Annotated in this window: 19 protein-coding genes; 17 read left to right on the top strand and 2 right to left on the bottom strand. The window is 66.0% G+C overall.

The features are described 5' to 3' along the window. The first annotated feature begins 5 nt into the window (after positions 1-5). The 3 genes from GD429_RS14050 to GD429_RS14040 are packed head-to-tail and all read left to right on the top strand — an operon-like array spanning position 6 to position 2,791. Positions 6-911, top strand: coding sequence for a peptidoglycan DD-metalloendopeptidase family protein (locus GD429_RS14050; RefSeq protein ID WP_152857468.1), 906 nt, complete (start codon positions 6-8; stop codon positions 909-911). 11 nt (positions 912-922) lie between these two features. Beyond that, positions 923-2,011, top strand: coding sequence for an RNA polymerase sigma factor RpoS (rpoS, locus tag GD429_RS14045; protein ID WP_034181276.1), 1,089 nt, complete (start codon positions 923-925; stop codon positions 2,009-2,011). A gap of 3 nt (positions 2,012-2,014) precedes the next feature. Then, a complete protein-coding gene (locus GD429_RS14040; RefSeq protein ID WP_034181277.1) occupies positions 2,015-2,791 on the top strand; it encodes a 3'-5' exonuclease in 777 nt (258 codons plus the stop codon). Between the two features lie 37 nt (positions 2,792-2,828). Here the strand turns inward: GD429_RS14040 and GD429_RS14035 are convergent, their stop codons facing one another. Next, positions 2,829-3,683 carry an endonuclease/exonuclease/phosphatase family protein gene (locus GD429_RS14035; protein ID WP_152857467.1) on the bottom strand — a complete coding sequence of 285 codons (855 nt, stop codon included), beginning with the start codon at positions 3,681-3,683 and terminating at the stop codon, positions 2,829-2,831. Between the two features lie 220 nt (positions 3,684-3,903). On the opposite strand from GD429_RS14035, the gene rlmD reads away from it, so the two are divergent. Next, the gene (gene rlmD, locus GD429_RS14030; RefSeq protein ID WP_174419030.1) at positions 3,904-5,301 is read left to right on the top strand and encodes a 23S rRNA (uracil(1939)-C(5))-methyltransferase RlmD; all 1,398 of its coding nucleotides are present in this window, start codon (positions 3,904-3,906) and stop codon (positions 5,299-5,301) included. A 63-nt stretch (positions 5,302-5,364) separates the two neighbouring features. On the opposite strand, the gene GD429_RS14025 is transcribed toward rlmD, so the two are convergent. Beyond that, positions 5,365-6,063, bottom strand: a complete 699-nt coding sequence (locus GD429_RS14025; RefSeq protein WP_034181280.1) for a Bax inhibitor-1/YccA family protein — start codon at positions 6,061-6,063, stop codon at positions 5,365-5,367. A gap of 249 nt (positions 6,064-6,312) precedes the next feature. Between GD429_RS14025 and ndk the strand changes: the two genes are divergently transcribed. From ndk to GD429_RS13960, 13 genes are all read left to right on the top strand, one after another. After that, positions 6,313-6,738, top strand: coding sequence for a nucleoside-diphosphate kinase (ndk, locus tag GD429_RS14020; RefSeq protein WP_011352265.1), 426 nt, complete (start codon positions 6,313-6,315; stop codon positions 6,736-6,738). 55 nt (positions 6,739-6,793) lie between these two features. After that, positions 6,794-7,933 (top strand): 23S rRNA (adenine(2503)-C(2))-methyltransferase RlmN, encoded by a 1,140-nt coding sequence (gene rlmN, locus GD429_RS14015; protein ID WP_152857465.1) that lies wholly within the window; start codon positions 6,794-6,796, stop codon positions 7,931-7,933. A 164-nt stretch (positions 7,934-8,097) separates the two neighbouring features. Beyond that, a complete protein-coding gene (locus GD429_RS14010; RefSeq protein WP_152857464.1) occupies positions 8,098-9,126 on the top strand; it encodes a helix-turn-helix domain-containing protein in 1,029 nt (342 codons plus the stop codon). A gap of 112 nt (positions 9,127-9,238) precedes the next feature. Next, the gene (ispG, locus tag GD429_RS14005) at positions 9,239-10,546 is read left to right on the top strand and encodes a flavodoxin-dependent (E)-4-hydroxy-3-methylbut-2-enyl-diphosphate synthase (RefSeq protein ID WP_152857463.1); all 1,308 of its coding nucleotides are present in this window, start codon (positions 9,239-9,241) and stop codon (positions 10,544-10,546) included. A gap of 14 nt (positions 10,547-10,560) precedes the next feature. Next, positions 10,561-11,901 (top strand): histidine--tRNA ligase, encoded by a 1,341-nt coding sequence (gene hisS, locus GD429_RS14000; RefSeq protein WP_152857462.1) that lies wholly within the window; start codon positions 10,561-10,563, stop codon positions 11,899-11,901. Positions 11,902-11,956: 55 nt separating this feature from the next. Continuing rightward, a complete protein-coding gene (locus GD429_RS13995; RefSeq protein WP_152857461.1) occupies positions 11,957-12,586 on the top strand; it encodes a tetratricopeptide repeat protein in 630 nt (209 codons plus the stop codon). 41 nt (positions 12,587-12,627) lie between these two features. After that, positions 12,628-13,773 carry an outer membrane protein assembly factor BamB gene (bamB, locus tag GD429_RS13990; RefSeq protein ID WP_152857460.1) on the top strand — a complete coding sequence of 382 codons (1,146 nt, stop codon included), beginning with the start codon at positions 12,628-12,630 and terminating at the stop codon, positions 13,771-13,773. Positions 13,774-14,022: 249 nt separating this feature from the next. Then, complete coding sequence (gene der, locus GD429_RS13985) at positions 14,023-15,360, top strand: ribosome biogenesis GTPase Der (RefSeq protein WP_072437233.1); 1,338 nt, start codon at positions 14,023-14,025, stop codon at positions 15,358-15,360. A gap of 155 nt (positions 15,361-15,515) precedes the next feature. Beyond that, entirely contained in the window at positions 15,516-15,755 is a 240-nt protein-coding gene (gene hfq / locus GD429_RS13980) for an RNA chaperone Hfq (RefSeq protein WP_006399927.1), read from the top strand. A gap of 72 nt (positions 15,756-15,827) precedes the next feature. After that, positions 15,828-17,003 (top strand): GTPase HflX, encoded by a 1,176-nt coding sequence (gene hflX / locus GD429_RS13975; protein ID WP_174419041.1) that lies wholly within the window; start codon positions 15,828-15,830, stop codon positions 17,001-17,003. Positions 17,004-17,050: 47 nt separating this feature from the next. Beyond that, the gene (gene hflK, locus GD429_RS13970) at positions 17,051-18,394 is read left to right on the top strand and encodes an FtsH protease activity modulator HflK (RefSeq protein ID WP_321574598.1); all 1,344 of its coding nucleotides are present in this window, start codon (positions 17,051-17,053) and stop codon (positions 18,392-18,394) included. A 15-nt stretch (positions 18,395-18,409) separates the two neighbouring features. Continuing rightward, positions 18,410-19,309: a protease modulator HflC gene (gene hflC / locus GD429_RS13965; protein ID WP_152857458.1), complete on the top strand. Its 900-nt coding sequence runs from the start codon at positions 18,410-18,412 to the stop codon at positions 19,307-19,309. Positions 19,310-19,345: 36 nt separating this feature from the next. Further along, positions 19,346-19,537 carry a DUF2065 domain-containing protein gene (locus tag GD429_RS13960; protein ID WP_006478685.1) on the top strand — a complete coding sequence of 64 codons (192 nt, stop codon included), beginning with the start codon at positions 19,346-19,348 and terminating at the stop codon, positions 19,535-19,537. The last annotated feature ends 75 nt before the right edge of the window (positions 19,538-19,612 follow it).

Here is a 19,612-nt window from a genome sequence, read left to right as displayed (position 1 = left end):
AACCGATGAGTATGTTGCGCGCGATGCAAAACAACCGATCCAGGGAACCGCTCACGTTCGCCCAGCGCGCGATCTGTGTGGCTGCGTTCTCCACGCTGCTGGCCGCCTGTGCGACGCGGCTCGACAACGCGCCTGTCGTCGACCGCTCCGGGTCGCTCGGCACGACGGCCACCACGCAGCCCGCGGTGCCGCTCGGGCCGCCGCCGCCTGGCTTCTACCGTGTGAAGCCGGGCGACACGCTGTACCGGATCGCGCTCGAGAACGGGCAGAACTATCGCGACATCGCGTCGTGGAACAACCTGACGAACCCGAACCAGATCGAGGTCGACCAGTTGCTGCGCGTTGCGCCGCCGGGCGGCGCTGCGGTTGCGGGCGTACCGGCTGCGGGCGCACCGGCTGCGGGCGCACCGATCATGGGCGCCGCCGTTGCGACCGCGCCGCTCAGCAGCGGCCCCGCGACGCCGGCCGCCGGCACGTCGTCCATGCTCGCAGCGCCGCCGGCCGCGGCCACCGGATCGAGCGACACGGCGGCGGCGCCGAGCGGCCCCGTGACGTTTGCGTGGCCCGCGCGCGGCCCCGTGCTGAACGGGTTCGACGACGCGAAGAACAAGGGTGTCAACATCGGCGGCACGGCCGGCGAGGCCGTGAAGGCGGCGGCCGACGGCCGCGTCGTCTATTCGGGCAACGGCCTGCGTGGCTACGGCAACCTCATTATCATCAAACACGATGCAACTTACCTCACGGCGTATGCACACAATCGCGCTTTGATGGTAAAAGAGGGGGACGCGGTAACGAAGGGGCAGAAGATCGCCGAGATGGGTAACAGCGATGCCGACCGCGTGATGCTGCATTTCGAGGTTCGCCGGCAGGGTAAGCCTGTCGATCCGCTGAAGTATTTGCCGCCTCAATAACCGAGACGACCATGCCGAAATCGAAGCGCCACGAGCCGCAAGCCGAGTCTGAGAAGATCAGTCGTGCCACGCAAGCATCGGCGGGGCGAGCTGGCGCTTCGACGGACGATGACGACGACGTCGCGGAAAACGAACGAGATCTCGAGGCGCGCGACGCCGAGGCGGACGGTGGCGACGACGAGCGCGAAGGCCGCGCGGAAGCCGCGCCCGACGTCGACGATTTCCGCACGCTGCTGCAGGCGGAGCTCACGGCCGATACGATCCAGCATTACCTGAACCGCATCAGCGTGAAGCCGCTGCTGACCGTCGAGGAAGAGCAGCGCTATTCCCGGCTCGCGAAGGCCGGCGAATTCGAGGCGCGGCAGGTGATGATCGAGCGCAACCTGCGTCTCGTCGTCAGCATCGCCAAGGGGTATCTGAATCGCGGCGTGCCGCTGCTCGACCTGATCGAGGAGGGCAACCTCGGCCTGATGCACGCGATCGAGAAATTCGACCCGACGCGCGGTTTCCGCTTCTCGACCTATGCGACCTGGTGGATCCGGCAGAGCATCGAGCGGGCGATCATGAACCAGGCCCGCACGGTGCGCCTGCCCGTGCACGTGATCCGCGAACTGAACCAGGTGCTGCGCGCGAAGCGCCACCTCGAAAAGAATTCGATGTCGACGGGCGAGGCGGCCGAGCGCCGCGAAGCCAGCATCGACGACATCGCCTATCTCACCGGCAAGACCGCCGAGGAAGTCACCGACATCCTCGCGCTCAACGAGCACACGGCGTCGCTCGACGCACCGCTCGACCTCGATCCTGCGAGCAGCCTGCTCGACCTGCTGCCCGACGACCAGAGCCAGTCGCCCGACGCCGAGGTGCAGCACCGCGAGCTCGAGACGCTGACGCGCGCGTGGCTGTCGCGGCTGTCCGACAAGCATCGGCACGTGATCGAGCGCCGCTTCGGCCTGAATCACATCGAACCGGCGACGCTCGAGGAGCTCGCCGACGAGATGGGGCTCACGCGCGAGCGCGTGCGGCAGATCCAGCAGGAAGCGCTGGTGCGCCTCAAGCGGTTTTTCGCCTCCAACGGCGTGCGCAAGGACGCCGTTCTGTAACCGATGACTCCGATTCTTGTTTTTGACATCGAGACGATTCCCGATGTCGACGGCATTCGCCGTCTGGAAGACCTGCCCGCGACGCTCGACGACGCCGCGGTGGCCGAACATGCATTCGCCGCACGGCGCGAGAAGACTGGCGGCGATTTCCTGCCGCATCACCTGCAGCGTATTGCGGCGATCTCGTGCGTGTTCCGCGACAACAACGGTTTTCGCGTCCGCTCGCTCGGCACGCCGCAGGACAACGAAGCGACGCTGATCCAGTCGTTCTACCGCGTGATCGAGAAATACACGCCGCAGCTCGTGTCGTGGAACGGCGGCGGCTTCGATCTGCCGGTGCTCCATTACCGCGCGCTCGTGCACGGCATCCCCGCGACCCGCTATTGGGATCTCGGCGAGGACGACCGCGAATTCAAGTGGAACAACTACATCTCGCGTTATCACTCGCGGCATACCGACCTGATGGATGTGCTCGCGATGTATCAGGCGCGCGCGAACGCGCCGCTCGACGCGCTCGCGAAGATGTGCGGCTTTCCGGGCAAGCTCGGGATGGACGGCAGCCAGGTGTGGCCGGCGTTCCAGGACGGGCGGATCGAGGAAATTCGTAATTATTGCGAGACCGACGTCGTCAATACGTACCTGCTGTACTGCCGGTTCCAGCTGATGCGCGGCGGCCTGACGCAGAGCGAGTATGCGGACGAGATCCTGCTCGTGAAGAACGCGCTCGCGCAGGAACCGGCGTCGCACTGGGCCGAATACCTGGCCGGCTTCGCCGCGTAGCGCGGGCGGGCGTCGCGGCGCTACGCGGCCGGCGCGATCAGGCGAGTTCGAGCAGCACCGGCTGGTGATCCGACGCGCGCACGTCGCCGTCGATCTCGCAGCGCATGACGCGCGGCAGCAGCGTATCGGTCACGAACACGAAGTCGCATGCGAGCGGCCCCTCCGACCATTGCACCGTATCGTAGACGCCGGCCGTCGGCGGCGGCGTGCTGCCGGGATGCCGCGCGACCCATGCGTCGACGAAGTGCGGGGCGTCGGCGATCGGCTCCAGGAAGTGCCGGTACGCATCGCTGCCGAACGCGCTGTTGAAATCGCCGCAGACGATCGCGTCGCGCGGCTGGCCGGTCGCGCTGAACGGCCCCTCGGCAGTTTCGGCGGGCGCGGGCCGTTCCGCGTGCGCGCAGGCCTCGCGATGCCGGTCGCGCAGCGCATCGACCTGCGCAAGCCGCTGGCGCGCCGAATAGTATTCGAGGTGCGTGGTGACCACACGCAGCGGGCCGAAAGGCGCCCGCAACTCGGCGTCGAGCGCGATGCGCGGCATCGACGGCGCGTCGGCATCGGCCGGCCACGGCAGCAACTGGCGCAACACGCGCCCGACCGGCAGCCGGGTCGCGATCGCATTGCCGAACTGGCGGCGCGGGGCACCCGGTTCAATGGCCGGCAGGTCCGCGCCGATGGCTTCGACGATCGTATAACCGGGCAGCAGCGACGCGAGTTCGGCGAACTGGTCGAGGCCCGGCCGGCCGGGCAGCGCGTCGAAACCGCGCGTGACCTCCTGCAGGCACAGCACGTCGAAATCGCCGAGCCGGCGAATCGTTGCGACGGTGCGTGAAAGGTCGACAACGCCGTCGGCGTCCCGACCCCATTGGATGTTCCAGTCGATCAGTCGCATGGTCGAATCTCCTGCCGGGTGGATTTCGGGCTACCGGCCTCTCGTGATCGGTTCGCATCCCGCCGGCTGCGGGCGTTCCCGAGAGTTAATCACCTGGCCGTCCCGGCGCAATACAGGGGCGTCTATGCTTAAGTGTCGGCGCTTGCCCGATGCAAAGCGGCCGATGCGGGCCTTCGTCGTCTACAATCTCGCCTTCTTCAACGTTTGTCAGGAAAAGCTGGTGTCTGAAGCCGTCCCCACTTCTGCGCGCAAATCGAAAAATGCGCCCGTCGCGCCCGGGATCGCCCCGGTTCTCGAGATCGAATCGCTCGACATGGAAGCGCGCGGTGTCGGCCGCACGATGACCGAGGACGGCGAGCCGGGCAAGGTCATCTTCGTCGAGGGCGCGCTGCCCGGCGAGCGCGTGACCTATTCGAGCTACCGCCGCAAGCCGAGCTACGAGCAGGCGACGGTAGTCGACATTCTGCGCCCGAGCGTGATGCGCACGCAGCCGAAATGCAAGTTCTTCGGCACCTGCGGCGGCTGCTCGATGCAGCATCTCGACATGCGCGCGCAGGTGGCGGTCAAGCAGCGCGTGCTCGAAGACAACCTGTGGCACCTGGCGAAGCTGCGGGCGGAAACGATGTTCGCGCCGATCCACGGCCCGTCGTGGGGCTATCGCTATCGTGCGCGCCTGACCGTGCGCAACGTGGCGAAGAAGGGCGGCGTGCTGGTCGGGTTCCACGAGAAGAAGAGCAGCTACGTTGCCGACATGACGAGCTGCGAAGTGCTGCCGCCGCACGTGTCGGCGATGCTGGTGCCGCTGCGCCGGCTCGTCGAGGGGCTGTCGATCCGCGATCGGATGCCGCAGATCGAGCTCGCGGTCGGCTCGGAGGTCACCGCGCTCGTGCTGCGTGTGCTGGAGCCGATCAACTCGGACGACGAAGCGTTGCTGCGCGCGTTCGCGGACGAACACAAGGTGCAGTTCTGGCTGCAGCCGAAGGGCCCCGACACGGTGACGCCGTTCTATCCGCTCGACGTGTCGCTCGACTACACGCTGCCGGAGTTCGGCATCCGCATGCCGTTCAAGCCGACCGACTTCACGCAGGTCAACCATCAGATCAACCGCGTGCTGGTGGGGCGCGCGCTGCGCCTGCTCGCACCGTCGCGCGACGACCGCGTGCTCGACCTGTTCTGCGGGATCGGCAACTTCACGCTGCCGCTCGCGCGGCTGTCGCGCGAAGTGATGGGCATCGAGGGCAGCGACACGCTGACGACGCGCGCGCTTGCGAATGCGCGCGAGAACGGTGTCGACGGCCATACGACGTTCGCATGCCGGAACCTGTTCGAAGTGACGGGCGACGACCTCCGCGCGCTTGGTGCATTCGACAAGTTCCTGATCGATCCGCCGCGCGAAGGCGCGCTCGCGGTGTCGAAGGCGCTGGCCGAGATCGCGCAAAGCGGCGAAGGCCCGCTGCCGAAGCGGATCGTCTACGTGTCGTGCAACCCGTCGACGCTTGCGCGCGACGCGGGCCTGCTCGTGCACGAGGCCGGCTACCGGCTGAAGGGCGCCGGTGTCGTGAACATGTTCCCGAATACGTCGCACGTCGAATCGATCGCGCTGTTCGAGCGTGATTGAGCCGGGAGGCGGACGTAAAAAAACCGGCCCGAGGGCCGGTTTTTTCATGGTGCGTGGCGAACGTCAGTTGCGGTTGCCGCCGAAGATGCCGAGCAGCGCGAGCAGGTTCGTGAACACGTTGTACAGGTCGAGGTAGATCGCGAGCGTCGCCGAGATGTAGTTCGTCTCGCCGCCGTTCACGACGCGCTGGACGTCGAACAGCATGTACGCCGAGAAGATCGCGATCGCGAGCACCGACACGGTGAGCATCAGTGCCGGCAGCTGCAGGAAGATGTTCGCGACCGACGCGAGCAGGATCACGATCACGCCCATGAACAGCCACTTGCCGAGCCCCGAGAAATCGCGCTTGCTGACGGTGGCGATCGTCGCCATCGCGGCGAAGATGATGCCGGTGCCGCCGAACGCGAGCATGATCAGCGACGGGCCGTTCGAGAAGCCGAGGATGAAGCTCAGCAGTCGCGACAGCATCAGGCCCATGAAGAACGTGAAGCCGAGCAGCACGAACACGCCGGCCGCGCTGTTTTTCGTCCGCTCGATCGCGAACATGAAGCCGAACGCGATCGCGAAGAACGCAAGCAGGCTCATCATCGGGCTCGTGGCCGCGAACAGCGAGAAGCCCGTCGTGACGCCGACCCAGGCGCCCAGCACGGTCGGCACCATCGATAGCGCGAGCAGCCAGTACGTGTTCCGCAGCACGCGGTTGCGAACCTCGGCGGTGCTGACGGAACCGCCGCGACCGAAATTGTACGGATAGTCGTTCATGGTTTCTCCTAACATGGAACGCGTGGGCGTCCGGGGCCGGTTCGGCGCGCGCGGTGTGCGGCGCAGCAAACCGGAACAGCTATGGCTAAGATACGTTCCGCGCCGCGAGGTTTCAATGGCAGCGCGGCGGAAAACATATGAATTCGGAACCTTTCACGTGTGTAAGGGTTCAATCGCAATGATACACGGGATCGTGCTACAATAGCGGATTCATTTGAACCTGTAACTTCTTAATTTCTTGGAGTTTTTATGGCAATCGAGCGCACCCTGTCGATCATCAAGCCGGATGCGGTGGCAAAGAACGTGATCGGCCAGATCTACAGCCGTTTCGAAGGCGCCGGCCTGAAGATCGTCGCATCGCGCATGGCGCACCTGTCGCGTGCTGACGCAGAGAAGTTCTACGCGGTTCACGCAGCGCGTCCGTTCTTCAAGGATCTCGTCGATTTCATGATCTCGGGCCCGGTGATGATCCAGGTTCTGGAAGGTGAAGGCGCGATCCTGAAGAACCGCGACCTGATGGGCGCGACGGATCCGAAGAAGGCGGAAAAGGGCACGATCCGCGCCGACTTCGCCGACAGCATCGACGCGAACGCCGTGCACGGCTCGGACGCAGCAGAAACGGCTGCGGTCGAAGTCGCGTTCTTCTTCCCGGAAATGAACGTTTACTCGCGTTAAGCTCTGGCTGGCAGCAGGTAGGCAGGATTCAGCGCACGCGGCAAGGCAGCACATCATGACGAGCGAAACTTCCGTCAATCTTCTCGACTTCGATGCCGAGGGTCTTGTCGCGTACTGCGGCAGCCTCGGCGAGAAGCCGTTCCGCGCCAAGCAGTTGCAGCGCTGGATCCATCAGTACAACGCCGGCGATTTCGACGGCATGACCGATCTCGCGAAGTCCCTGAGGGAGAAACTCAAGGGCCGAGCGTCGATCGTGATGCCGGATATCGCCAGCGATCACGTTTCCACCGACGGCACGCGCAAGTGGCTGATCGACGTCGGAAACGGCAATGCGGTGGAAACCGTGTTCATCCCGGAAGAGACGCGCGGCACGCTGTGCGTGTCGTCGCAGGCCGGGTGCGCGGTCAACTGCCGCTTCTGTTCGACGGGCAAGCAGGGCTTTTCCCGCAACCTGTCGACAGCCGAAATCATCGGCCAGCTACGGATGGCCGAATTTGCGCTGCGAGCGTCGCTGGGCCGCGCGCCCGGCCCGAACGGCAAGGCCGAGCGGGTCGTCACCAACGTGGTGATGATGGGCATGGGCGAGCCGCTCCTGAATTACAGCGCGGTCGTGCCCGCGATGCGGCTGATGCTCGACGACAACGCGTACGGCCTGTCGCGCCGCCGCGTCACGCTGTCGACGTCCGGCGTGGTGCCGATGATGGACCGCCTCGGCACCGAATTGCCGGTCGCGCTGGCCGTTTCGCTGCACGCGCCGAACGATGCGCTGCGCGACGAACTGGTGCCGCTCAACAAGAAGTATCCGCTTCGCGAGCTGATGGCTGCGTGCCAGCGCTATCTGAAAGTCGCGCCGCGCGACTTCATTACTTTCGAATACTGCATGCTGGACGGCGTCAACGACACCGAAGCGCATGCGCGCGAACTGCTGGCCGTCACGCGCGACGTGCCGTGCAAGTTCAATCTGATCCCGTTCAATCCGTTTCCGGAATCGGGCCTCATCCGCTCGAAGCCGGAGCAGATCAAGCGCTTTGCACAGGTCCTCATCGACGCGGGTGTCGTCACGACCGTGCGCAAGACGCGAGGCGACGATATCGATGCCGCATGCGGTCAGCTGGCCGGCGCGGTGAAGGACCGCACGCGCCTCGCGGAACGAACGGGCGCAGCAGCAAAAATCATCGAAGTTCGGGCGGTTTGACGGGGGTGCCTAGCCAAGGATGCCCGAACCTCTTGGCGGTACAACACGCGAATAGCGATCGGTCGCGGCGCCACGGCGCCGCGCATGGTATGAACAGTTGCGGGTGCAGGCCGGCGGGAGCCGGCGGCGGCCGCCAGTGAAGAAGAATCGACGCGAGGACAAGGATGAGTGAGCCGCAGCCGACTAACGGCGCAGAGACGAATGCCGCAAGACCGGCACCGGCGGGACTGGAATCGCTGGCGGCGGTCGGCAGCCGGCTGGCGCAGCTTCGGGAGACGAAGGGCTGGACGGTCGACGACGTATCGGCGCGGCTCAAGGTCGCACCGCAGAAGCTTCGGGCGCTCGAGGCCGGCGACATCAGTCATTTGCCTGGCGTGACGTTCGCGCTCGGCGTCGTGCGCAGCTACGCGAAGATGCTCGGCGTCGACCCGGAACCGTTCGCGCAGGCGCTGCGCCGCGAGCGCGGGGTGCCGGAAGTCGACCTGTCGATGCCCGCATCGTCGGGGACGGATCTGCCGCGCGGCCGCGTGTCGATTCCGCTGGGCGGTTCGTCGCGCAACCACCCGTGGCTGTGGGGAACGGCGATCGTCGTCGTCGCGGTGGTTGCCGTATTGATGTGGCACACTGGCGGCGATTCGTCGAGCCTGCTCGCGCGCTTCAAGGGCGGCGACGCGGAGCATGCGTCGGCTGCGAGCGCACCGGCGGCATCATCGTCTTCCGTTGAAGAGGCAGCCGCGAGCGGCGCGTCGGCCGTAGCCGCCAATGAGGTTCCGGCCCCGGCCGCGACGTCCGCTGCAGCGACGCAGGCGATTGCGTCTGCCGCGCCGGCGCCCGCGGCGTCTGCGGCCCCGGTCGCGACGGCGGCTGCATCGCAGCCGGTCGTGGCAACGGCGGCGGCGAGTGCCGCCGCGCCGGCCGAGCCGGCGAGCGTCGTGGTCGCGGCTGGCCAGTCGATGGTCGAACTGAAGGTCAAGCAGGATTGCTGGTTCAGCGTGCGCGACAAGAACGGCAAGGAGCTGTTCTCGGCGCTGGTGCGGGCCGGCGAGACGAAGCAGGTCGCCGGCGACGGGCCGTTCAAGGTCACGATCGGCAACAAGGCAGGCCTCGACGCGGTCGCGTTCGACGGAAAACCTGTCGATCCGGCAAAATATTCGGCAGCGCGGGGCAATGTGGCGCGGTTCACGTTGCCCTGACGTCAAGCGCCGTGGCGAAGGCCTGTCGTCGATATCGGCAGGCCGTGAGGGCACGGCGCTTTTTCAATTCATGCGCCGCGTCGCGGCGTATTCCGCGTAAATGGATCTATCGATGCAATCCGAAGCTCAATCCCCACGCAGCAGTCAGATTTGTTCAACCGAGCCGGTGTTCGGCGGGCATCAGCCCCGTCGCGTGTCGCATGGGGTGGATGTCCGTTGGGGCGGGCAGCTCGTGACGATCGGCGGCGACGCGCCGGTGCGCGTGCAGTCGATGACGAATACCGACACGGCCGACGCGATCGGCACCGCGATCCAGATCAAGGAGCTCGCGAACGCGGGCTCCGAACTGGTGCGCATCACGGTCAACACGCCCGAGGCCGCGGCCGCCGTGCCGGCGATCCGCGAGCAGCTCGACCGGATGGGCGTGACCGTGCCGCTCGTCGGCGATTTCCACTACAACGGCCACCTGCTGCTGCGCGACTACCCGGGCTGCGCGGAGTCGCTGTCGAAGTACCGGATCAACCCCGGCAACGTCGGTCAGGGTGCGAAGCGCGATACGCAGTTCGCGCAGATGATCGAGGCCGCTGCCAAGTACGACAAGCCTGTGCGGATCGGCGTGAACTGGGGCAGTCTCGACCAGGACCTGCTCGCGCGCATGATGGACGAGAATGGCGCGCGCTCGCAGCCGTGGGACGCGCAAAGCGTGATGTACGAGGCGCTGATCCAGTCGGCGATCGGCTCGGCCGAGCGTGCGGTCGAACTGGGTCTCGGCCGCGACCGCATCGTGCTGTCGTGCAAGGTCAGCGGCGTGCAGGACCTGATTGCCGTGTACCGCGAACTCGGCCGCCGCTGCGGCTTCGCGCTGCACCTCGGGCTGACCGAGGCCGGCATGGGCTCGAAGGGCATCGTCGCATCGACGGCCGCGCTCGGCGTGCTGCTGCAGGAAGGGATCGGCGACACGATCCGCATCTCGCTGACGCCGGAACCGGGCGCGTCGCGCACGGGCGAGGTGATCGTCGGCCAGGAAATCCTGCAGACGATGGGCCTGCGCTCGTTCGCGCCGATGGTGATCGCGTGCCCGGGCTGCGGCCGTACGACGAGCACGCTGTTCCAGGAACTCGCGATGCAGATCCAGACCTACCTGCGCGAGCAGATGCCGGCCTGGCGCAAGGAGTATCCGGGCGTCGAGAAGATGAACGTCGCGGTGATGGGCTGCATCGTCAACGGCCCGGGCGAATCGAAGCACGCGAACATCGGCATCAGCCTGCCGGGTTCGGGCGAGAACCCGGCCGCGCCCGTCTTCATCGACGGCGAGAAGGTCAAGACGCTGCGCGGCGAGCGGATCGCCGAGGAATTCCAGCAGATCGTCAGCGACTATGTCGCACGCAACTATGGCCGCGCCGACGCGGCCGTGAATTAATTCGTCCACACACGATGACTGAACAGAAACGCAAGATAGAGAAGCTTACCGGCGTCAAGGGCATGAACGACATCCTCCCGCAGGATGCCGGCCTGTGGGAATTCTTCGAAGCCACCGTGAAATCGCTGCTGCGCGCATACGGCTACCAGAACATCCGCACGCCGATCGTCGAACACACGCAGCTCTTCACGCGCGGCATCGGCGAAGTCACGGACATCGTCGAGAAGGAAATGTATAGCTTCACCGACGCGCTGAACGGCGAGAATCTGACGATGCGCCCGGAAAACACCGCTGCCGTCGTGCGCGCGTCGATCGAGCACAACATGCTGTACGACGGCCCGAAGCGCCTGTGGTACATCGGCCCGATGTTCCGTCACGAGCGTCCGCAGCGCGGCCGCTACCGCCAGTTCCACCAGGTCGGCGTCGAGGCGCTCGGCTTTGCGGGTCCCGATGCCGATGCCGAGATCATCATGATGTGCCAGCGCCTGTGGGACGACCTCGGCCTGACCGGCATCAAGCTCGAGATCAACTCGCTCGGCCTCGCCGAAGAGCGCGCCGCGCATCGCGTCGAACTGATCAAGTACCTCGAGCAGTTTGCCGACGTGCTCGACGAGGACGCAAAGCGTCGCCTGTATACGAACCCGCTGCGCGTGCTCGACACGAAGAATCCCGCGCTGCAGGAGATCGCGCAGAACGCGCCGAAGCTGATCGACTTCCTCGGCGACGAATCGCGCGCGCACTTCGAAGGGCTGCAGCGCCTGCTGCTCGCGAACAACATTCCGTTCAAGATCAACCCGCGTCTCGTGCGCGGCCTCGACTACTACAACCTGACCGTGTTCGAGTGGGTGACCGACAAGCTCGGCGCGCAGGGCACGGTCGCGGCCGGCGGTCGCTACGATCCGCTGATCGAGCAGCTCGGCGGCAAGCCGACCGCCGCGTGCGGCTGGGCGATGGGTATCGAGCGCATCCTCGAACTGCTGAAGGAAGAGGATCTGGCGCCTGAGCAGGAAGGCGTCGACGTGTACGTCGTGCACCAGGGCGAGACCGCCCGCGAGCAGGCGTTCATCGCGGCCGAGCGCCTGCGCGACACGGGCCTCGACGTGATCTTCCACTGCAGCGCCGACGGCGCGCCGGCGAGCTTCAAGTCGCAGATGAAGCGGGCCGATGCAAGCGGCGCGGCATTCGCGGTGATCTTCGGCGAAGAAGAGGTCGCGAACGGCACGGTGGGCGTGAAAGCGCTGCGCGGGGCGGGCGAAGACGGGGAAAAGAACGTTCAGCAGACCGTACCGGTCGAAAGCTTGACCGAATTCCTAATCAATGCGATGGTTGCATCCGCCGAAGACGGCGACGACTGATCGCGCTGGCATCCGCTCGACAAGAAAGGCCTGAACAGGAAGGAATCGCTCGCCGATGAGTTATCACGACGAACAAGAATCGATTGAAAGTGTCAAGGCGTGGTGGGCCCGCTGGGGCAACCTGACCACGTGGATCGTGCTCGCGGCGCTCGTCGTCGCGGCCGGTTTCAACGGCTGGAACTACTGGCAGCGCCGTCAGGCTGCCGAGGCGTCCGGGCTGTACGAGCAGGTCCAGAAGGCCGCTGCCGCGAACGACAAGGCGACGATGGCTCGCGCGGCCGCCGACATGGAAGACAAGTTCGGCAGCACGCCGTATGCACAGATGACGGCGCTCGCGGCCGCGAAGGTGCTGTACGCGGCCGGCGACTCCGCAGGTGCGAAGACGCAACTGCAATGGGCCGTCGATCACGCCAAGGATGACGAGTACAAGCAGATCGCGAAGCTGCGTCTCGCGTCGCTGCTGCTCGACGAGAAGGCGTACGACGCGGGCCTCGCGCTGCTGTCGGGCACGCCGCTCGATGCATTCAAGGGCCTCGTGGCCGATCGCCGCGGCGACCTGCTTGCCGCGCAAGGCAAGACCGACGATGCGCGCGCCGCATACAAGCTCGCGCTCGACGGCCTGTCGAAGGACGACCAGTCTGCGCGCCAGCTCGTGCAGTTCAAGCTGGACGCGCTCGGCGGCTGAACCCCGGTCCCCTCAACCTCTTAACTCTGCTTCGCTAACCGATGAATTTGCTGAAACGTTACGCTGTGCCCGTTGCCTGCGCGGCGGCTGTCCTGGCATTGGCGGCCTGCTCGTCGTCGAAGGATGCGCGCCGCGTGCCGACGCCGCTCACCGAGTTCAAGCCCGTGATGGACGTGCAACAGGTCTGGAAGGCAAGCGTCGGCAAGGGCGGACGCTATCTGTTCTCGCCGGTGGCCGTGGGCGACGCCGTCTATGCGGCGGGTGAAAACGGTTCGGTCGAGAAGATCGACGCGAAGACGGGCCAGTCGATCTGGCGCTCGAAGGTCGGCTCGGACCTGTCGGCCGGTGTCGGCAGCGACGGCAACCTGACCGCCGTCGGTGCGCTGAAGGGCGGCGTGTTCGTGCTGGGCCCGGACGGCAAGCAACTGTGGAAGACCAGCGTGCAGGGCGAGATCTTCTCGCCGCCGCTCGTCGGCAACGGCCTCGTGGTCGTCCGCACGATCGACGGCCAGGTGATCGCATTCAACGCGCAGACGGGCGAGCAGAAGTGGAACTACCGCAACCGCGCGGTGCCGCTGAACCTGCGCGTGTCGGCCGGCATGACGTTCGCGGGCGACGCGGCGGTGCTGGCGGGCTTCCCGGGCGGCGGTCTCGTCGCGATCAACCTGCAGACGGGCGAGCCGTTCTGGCAGACTCCGGTGTCGTTCCCGAAGGGCGTGACCGAGGTCGAGCGCATCAACGACGTCAGCGGACCGCCGACGCTCGTGGGCGCGGAAGCCTGCGCGGTGACGTTCCAGGGTCAGCTCGGCTGCTTCGATGCGAACTCGGGCCGCCCGCTGTGGGAAAAGGCGTTCTCGAGCCGCAGCGGCCTCGCACAGGACGATTCGGTGGTCGCCGGCGGCGACGACTGGTCGGTCGTGACGGCGTACGACGCGGCCTCTGGCAACCAGCTCTGGCGCAACGACAAGCTGAAGAGCCGCGACGTCGGCGTGCCTTACCTGCTCGGGCGTGCGGTCGTGATGGGCGACTACCAGGGCTTCGTGCACTTCCTGTCGCGCGAAGACGGCAGCTTCATCGCGCGGATGAAGACAGACGGCAGCGCGATTACGGCAGCACCGGTCCTCGCGGGCAATACGCTCGTCGTGCAGACGAAGGACGGCGGCCTGTACGGGTTCCGTCCGCGCTGACGCGCAGGAAACACGCGCAGCCAAGGTGCGGCGGGCTCGTCCCGCGCGCCCGGGCCGCGCGACATGAAGGCGGCCGGTGTTCCCGGCCGCTCGGTATTTGAAAGGCAGTTCGAGACGAAAGACGACGGCGCGCACGACGCGCGCCCGGCGCGCGCATCCGGCGCGGCGCGAATTCGTGATATTTTCATTCAGCGCAGCCGCCCGCAGCAGCGGGCCTCCCGCTGCTGCGCTTCACCGTAGAAAACACAGATGAAACCGGTCATTGCCCTTGTTGGGCGCCCCAATGTGGGGAAATCCACGCTGTTCAACCGGCTCACGCGCTCGCGCGATGCGCTGGTCGCCGACTTGCCGGGCCTGACGCGCGATCGCCATTACGGCGAAGGGCGCGTCGGCGAGCGGCCGTACCTGGTCGTCGATACGGGCGGCTTCGAACCCGTCGCGAAGGACGGCATCCTGCACGAGATGGCGCGCCAGACGCGGCAGGCGGTTGAAGAGGCCGACGTCGTCGTGTTCATCGTCGACGGCCGCAACGGGCTCGCGCCGCAGGACAAGTCGATCGCCGACTACCTGCGCAAGACCGGCCGGCCGATCTTCCTCGTCGTCAACAAGGCCGAGGGGATGAAGTACACGGCGGTCGCGACCGACTTCTACGAACTCGGGCTCGGCGATCCGCGCGCGATCTCGGCTGCGCACGGCGACGGCGTGACCGACATGATCAACGAGGCGCTGGAAGTCGCATACAGGGACCAGCCCGAAGAGGAAGACGAGAACGACCCGTCGCGCGGCATCAAGATCGCGATCGTCGGCCGGCCGAACGTCGGCAAGTCGACGCTCGTGAACGCGCTGATCGGCGAGGACCGCGTGATCGCGTTCGACATGCCGGGCACGACGCGCGATTCGATCTACGTCGACTTCGAGCGTAACGGCAAGAAATACACGCTGATCGACACGGCCGGCCTGCGGCGCCGCGGCAAGGTGTTCGAAGCGATCGAGAAGTTCTCGGTCGTGAAGACGCTGCAGTCGATCTCCGACGCGAACGTCGTCATTCTTTTGCTGGATGCGCAGCAGGACATTTCCGACCAGGACGCGCACATCGCCGGCTTCGTCGTCGAGCAGGGCCGCGCGCTCGTGATCGGCGTCAACAAGTGGGACGGGCTCGACGACCACGCACGCGATCGTGCGAAAGCGGATTTGACCCGCAAGCTGAAATTCCTCGACTTCGCGAAATCGCACTTCATTTCGGCCGCGAAGAAGACGGGCATCGGCACGTTGATGCGCTCGGTCGACGACGCGTATGCGGCGGCGATGGCGAAGCTGCCGACGCCGAAGCTCACGCGCGCGCTGATCGAGGCCGTCGAGTTCCAGCAGCCGCGCCGTCGCGGCCCGGTGCGTCCGAAGCTGCGCTACGCGCACCAGGGCGGCCAGAATCCGCCGATCATCGTGATCCACGGCAACGCGCTCGACGCCGTGACGGAAACGTACAAGCGCTACCTGGAAAACCGGTTCCGCGAAACTTTCTCGCTGACCGGGACTCCATTGCGCATAGAGTTCCGTTCGTCGAACAATCCGTACGCGGACAAGGGCTGAAGCACGCCTGTTACACGCGTCCCGCAAGGGATAGGCCGCAAGGCCTACGCCCCGGGCCGGACAGGCAAAATCGGCTATAGTGTAGCGATTGGCGCCGGATCTCTTTTTCTTCGCCGCCAATCCAGATCAACCTGCAAAAAAAGATGGAGTACGCCATGAGCAACAAAGGGCAATTGTTACAAGACCCGTTTTTGAACGCACTGCGCAAAGAGCACGTTCCCGTTTCGATCTACCTCGTCAACGGCATCAAGCTCCAAGGGAACATTGAATCGTTCGACCAGTACGTCGTGTTGCTCCGTAATACGGTGACCCAGATGGTCTACAAGCACGCCATCTCGACGGTCGTGCCGGCGCGCCCGGTGAATTTCCACCCGGACGCTGAAGCTTCGTCCTAACCTATCGCAGCGGCCGGCATCCGGTCGCCGCGAGCGACCGATGCCAGCCGCCTTATCTTGACACCCGATAATTTGATCAACGCAGCGCTCGTCGGCATCGACTTCGGCAAGACCGATTTCGAAGCCAGTCTCGAAGAACTCAGTCTTCTCGCCTCCAGCGCGGGGGCCCGTCCCGCCGTCACCCTCACGGGTCGTCGCTCCAGTCCCGATGCCGCGATGTTCATCGGCAGCGGCAAAGCCGAAGAATTGCGGCTTGCCTGCGACGCGCACAACGTCGAAATCGTCATCTTCAATCACGCACTGGCACCGGCCCAGCAACGCAATCTGGAGCGGGCGCTTAACAGGCGGGTCGTCGATCGCACGAGCCTTATCCTCGACATCTTTGCGCAGCGCGCCCGCAGCCACGAAGGCAAGCTGCAGGTCGAACTCGCGCAGCTTCAATACCTGTCGACGCGGCTCATTCGCGCATGGACCCACCTCGAGCGGCAAAAGGGTGGTATCGGCCTGCGCGGCCCCGGCGAAACCCAGCTCGAAACCGACCGCCGGCTGATCGGCGAGCGCATCAAGATGCTGAAGTCGCGGCTCGACCGGCTGCGCCGGCAACACAGCACGCAACGCCGGCAGCGCGCGCGCAGCGGCACGATGTCGGTGTCGCTCGTCGGCTATACGAACGCGGGCAAGTCGACGCTGTTCAATGCGCTGACGAAAGCGCAGGCCTACGCGGCCGACCAGCTTTTCGCCACGCTCGATACGACGTCGCGGCGCGTGTACCTCGGCGACGAGGTCGGCCAGATCGTCGTGTCGGATACGGTAGGGTTCATCCGCGAGCTGCCTCACCAGCTCGTCGCGGCGTTTCGCGCGACCCTCGAGGAAACGATCCACGCGGATCTGCTGCTGCACGTGGTCGATGCATCGAGCGCGGTCAGGCTCGAGCAGATCGAGCAGGTCAACGGTGTGCTGCACGAGATCGGCGCGGACACGATCCGGCAGGTGCTGGTGTTCAACAAGATCGACGCCGTGCCCGAGCTGGCGGCCCGCGGCGACGCGGTCGAGCGGGACGAGTATGGTAATATTTCGCGCGTCTTTTTGAGCGCGCGCACCGGTCAGGGTCTTGACGCGTTGCGTGCCGCCATCGCCGAGATCGCCTCCGCGGAACACCTTTCCAGTGCGATGTTGCCCAACGGCGCGCTCGACGGCGCGTCCGCTGAACCACACGAAGACCGCACGATTTCCGAACACGGGCGCTAACCGGTCCCGGCCGGTTAGCCGGCGCCTAATCTGGTGAACAAACTCTGGTGAACGAATACAACGAGCGGAGTACCTGGCGGCGGATGCGCGCCTTGCTGTCGATCAACGATCCCCGCTGGGGACGCGGCGAAGGCAATGGCAAAGACGGATCCCGTCCCCGTGCGAACGAATCGAAGCGTCCGCAAAGCGGCGACGGTGAAGGTCCGCCCGATCTCGACGAGATGTGGCGCAATTTCAACCGGCGCCTGAGCGGGCTTTTCGGCGGCAAGGGCGGCAATGGCTTCCGTCCTGACAACGGCCGCGCCGCGCGGGTCGGGGTTGGCATCGTGATCGGCGTGCTGGTCGCGGTTTATGCGGGCAGCGGGCTGTTCGTCGTGCAGGACGGCCAGACGGGCGTCGTGCTGCAGCTCGGCAAGCTGTCGGGCACGGTCGGCCAGGGCGTGCACTGGCGTGCGCCGTATCCGTTCGCGTCGCACGAGATCGTCGATACGTCGCAGGTCCGCTCGATCGAGATCGGCCGCAACAACGTCGTGCGCCTCGCGAACGTGAAGGAAGCGGCGATGCTGACGCGCGATGCCGACATCGTCGACGTGCGCTTCATCGTCCAGTACCGGATCCGTTCAGCAACCGATTACCTGTTCCGCAGTGTGGATCCCGAGCGCAGCGTGTCGCAGGCCGCGCAGGCCGCGGTGCGTGCGATCGTCGGTACGCGCAGCGCGGCCGACGTGCTGAACCAGGACCGCGACGCGCTGCGCGAGCAGCTTTCCAGCGCGATCCAGCGCGATCTCGACCGCTACCAGTCGGGGCTCGAGGTAACGGCCGTCACGATGCAGAGCGTCGCGGCGCCCGAGCAGACGCAGGCCGCCTACGGTGAAGTCGCGAAGGCGCGCGATGAGCGCGAGGCCGCGAAGCGCGCCGCGCAGGCGTATGCAAACGACCTGCTGCCGAAGGCGCAGGGCGAGGCTGCGAAGCTCGTCGACGAAGCGAAGGCGTATTCCGGTCGCGTGGTCACGGAAGCCGAAGGCGACGCCGATCGCTTCAAGCAGGTCTACGCGCAGTACTCGAAGGCGCCGGCGGTGATCCGCGAGCGGATGTACCTCGAAACGATGCAGGAAATCTATTCGAACGCGACGAAGGTGTTCGTCGGCAACAAGGGCGGCAACAGCGTCGTGTATCTGCCGCTCGACAAGCTCGTCGAGCAGGGGCGGCAAAACGCCGCGACATCCACCGGCGCGAGCGCGCCCGATGCGGCGTCGGCACCGGCGGCCGTCGCGCCGGCGGCAGCCGTACCCGCGAGCGCGGCACCGGCCGCCGCGCCGTCGGGCACCGACGTGCTGCGATCATCGCGCGAAGCGTTCCGCAGCCGGTCGCGTGAAGACGATCTGAAGTAACGGGGAGCGCAGAACATGAACCGAATCATTGCGCTTGTCGTCGCAATCGTGATCGTTGCCTTCGCGGCGTCTTCGACGGTCCTGACCGTCGATCCCCGCCATACGGCCGTGCTGTCGGGCCGCGACGGCGCGCAGCCCGAACTCGCCGGCCCCGGCATCCATTTCAAGCTGCCGCCGCCACTGCAGACGGCCACGCTGATCGACACGCGCCTGCAATCGCTCGAGTCGTCCGATCCGCTGCAACTGGCAACGGAAGACAAGCACGACCTGCTCGTCGCGTATGCGGTGAAGTACCGGATCAGCGATCCGCTGAAATATTTCACGGCGACGGGCGGCGACCCGGCGGCCGCGACCGAACGCCTGGCCGGCGCGCTGAAGAGCGCGCTCGGCGACGCGTTCGGCAAGCGTGCGCTCGACGATGCCCTCGGCGGCCAGCGCGGGATCGCCGATGCGGCCCGCGATGCGGCGAAGGCGAAGGCGTCCGGTTTCGGCGTCGACGTGGTCGATGTCCAGCTGACGCGCGTCGACTTGCCAGCCGCGCAGACGGATGCCGTCTATCAGCGGATGATCGGCGCGCTGCGCGATCAGGCCGCGCAGGTGCGTGCAGAAGGCGCGGCCGACGTCGAGCAGATCAAGGCCGACGCCGAACGCGAACAGCAGGCCGTGCTCGCGAACGCGTACAAATCCGCGCAGACGATCAAGGGCGAGGGCGACGCGAAGGCCGCGACGATCGCCGCCGATGCGTTCGGCCGCGATCCGCAGTTCTATCAGTTCTACGCGAGCCTGCAGGCCTATCGGAATACGTTCAAGCGCAACGACATCATCGTCGTCGATCCCGACAGCGAGTTCTTCCGCTTCATGCGCAGCCCGACGGGCGGTGCCGCCCCGGCGGCTCCTGCTCCCCGCAAACACTGACCTTGGGGCGCCGCGTCGAGCGGCGCCGTCGCTCGCATGGACCTGGCTGGCTCGTTGTTGCTCGCAGTAGCGCTGATGCTGATCATCGAGGGGGCGTTTCCCTTCGTGTTTCCCGTCGCCTGGCGCGACACGTTTCGTAGAATAGCTGAGCGGCCGCCGCATCATATCCGGATCGGCGGGCTGATCGTGATGGTGCTCGGGCTCGTGCTGCTGCTGCTCGCAACCTGAGCGGAGACCTGATCCGGACGGCGCATCCGCCGTTCGTTCCGCCCGATTTCGAATTTCCGATTCACATCGCGGCGC

This window comes from Burkholderia sp. BE17, from assembly GCF_009362305.1.
Taxonomy (GTDB): Bacteria; Pseudomonadota; Gammaproteobacteria; order Burkholderiales; family Burkholderiaceae; genus Burkholderia; species Burkholderia pyrrocinia_C.
The sequence above is the reverse complement of the archived record's forward strand: the minus strand, read 5'-3'. Positions and strand labels throughout refer to the sequence as shown.

Excerpts from the sequence above, each read along its gene's own strand:
- ispG (WP_152857463.1), top strand. The coding sequence starts at position 9,239 with ATGCAATCCGAAGCTCAATCCCCACGCAGCAGTCAGATTTGTTCAACC.
- GD429_RS14010 (WP_152857464.1), top strand. The coding sequence starts at position 8,098 with ATGAGTGAGCCGCAGCCGACTAACGGCGCAGAGACGAATGCCGCAAGA.
- hisS (WP_152857462.1), top strand. The coding sequence starts at position 10,561 with ATGACTGAACAGAAACGCAAGATAGAGAAGCTTACCGGCGTCAAGGGC.
- GD429_RS13960 (WP_006478685.1), top strand. The coding sequence starts at position 19,346 with ATGGACCTGGCTGGCTCGTTGTTGCTCGCAGTAGCGCTGATGCTGATC.
- rlmN (WP_152857465.1), top strand. The coding sequence starts at position 6,794 with ATGACGAGCGAAACTTCCGTCAATCTTCTCGACTTCGATGCCGAGGGT.
- rpoS (WP_034181276.1), top strand. The coding sequence starts at position 923 with ATGCCGAAATCGAAGCGCCACGAGCCGCAAGCCGAGTCTGAGAAGATC.
- GD429_RS14040 (WP_034181277.1), top strand. The coding sequence starts at position 2,015 with ATGACTCCGATTCTTGTTTTTGACATCGAGACGATTCCCGATGTCGAC.
- hfq (WP_006399927.1), top strand. The coding sequence starts at position 15,516 with ATGAGCAACAAAGGGCAATTGTTACAAGACCCGTTTTTGAACGCACTG.
- GD429_RS14050 (WP_152857468.1), top strand. The coding sequence starts at position 6 with ATGAGTATGTTGCGCGCGATGCAAAACAACCGATCCAGGGAACCGCTC.
- der (WP_072437233.1), top strand. The coding sequence starts at position 14,023 with ATGAAACCGGTCATTGCCCTTGTTGGGCGCCCCAATGTGGGGAAATCC.
- bamB (WP_152857460.1), top strand. The coding sequence starts at position 12,628 with ATGAATTTGCTGAAACGTTACGCTGTGCCCGTTGCCTGCGCGGCGGCT.
- hflC (WP_152857458.1), top strand. The coding sequence starts at position 18,410 with ATGAACCGAATCATTGCGCTTGTCGTCGCAATCGTGATCGTTGCCTTC.
- GD429_RS14025 (WP_034181280.1), bottom strand. The coding sequence starts at position 6,063 with ATGAACGACTATCCGTACAATTTCGGTCGCGGCGGTTCCGTCAGCACC.
- GD429_RS14035 (WP_152857467.1), bottom strand. The coding sequence starts at position 3,683 with ATGCGACTGATCGACTGGAACATCCAATGGGGTCGGGACGCCGACGGC.
- ndk (WP_011352265.1), top strand. The coding sequence starts at position 6,313 with ATGGCAATCGAGCGCACCCTGTCGATCATCAAGCCGGATGCGGTGGCA.
- GD429_RS13995 (WP_152857461.1), top strand. The coding sequence starts at position 11,957 with ATGAGTTATCACGACGAACAAGAATCGATTGAAAGTGTCAAGGCGTGG.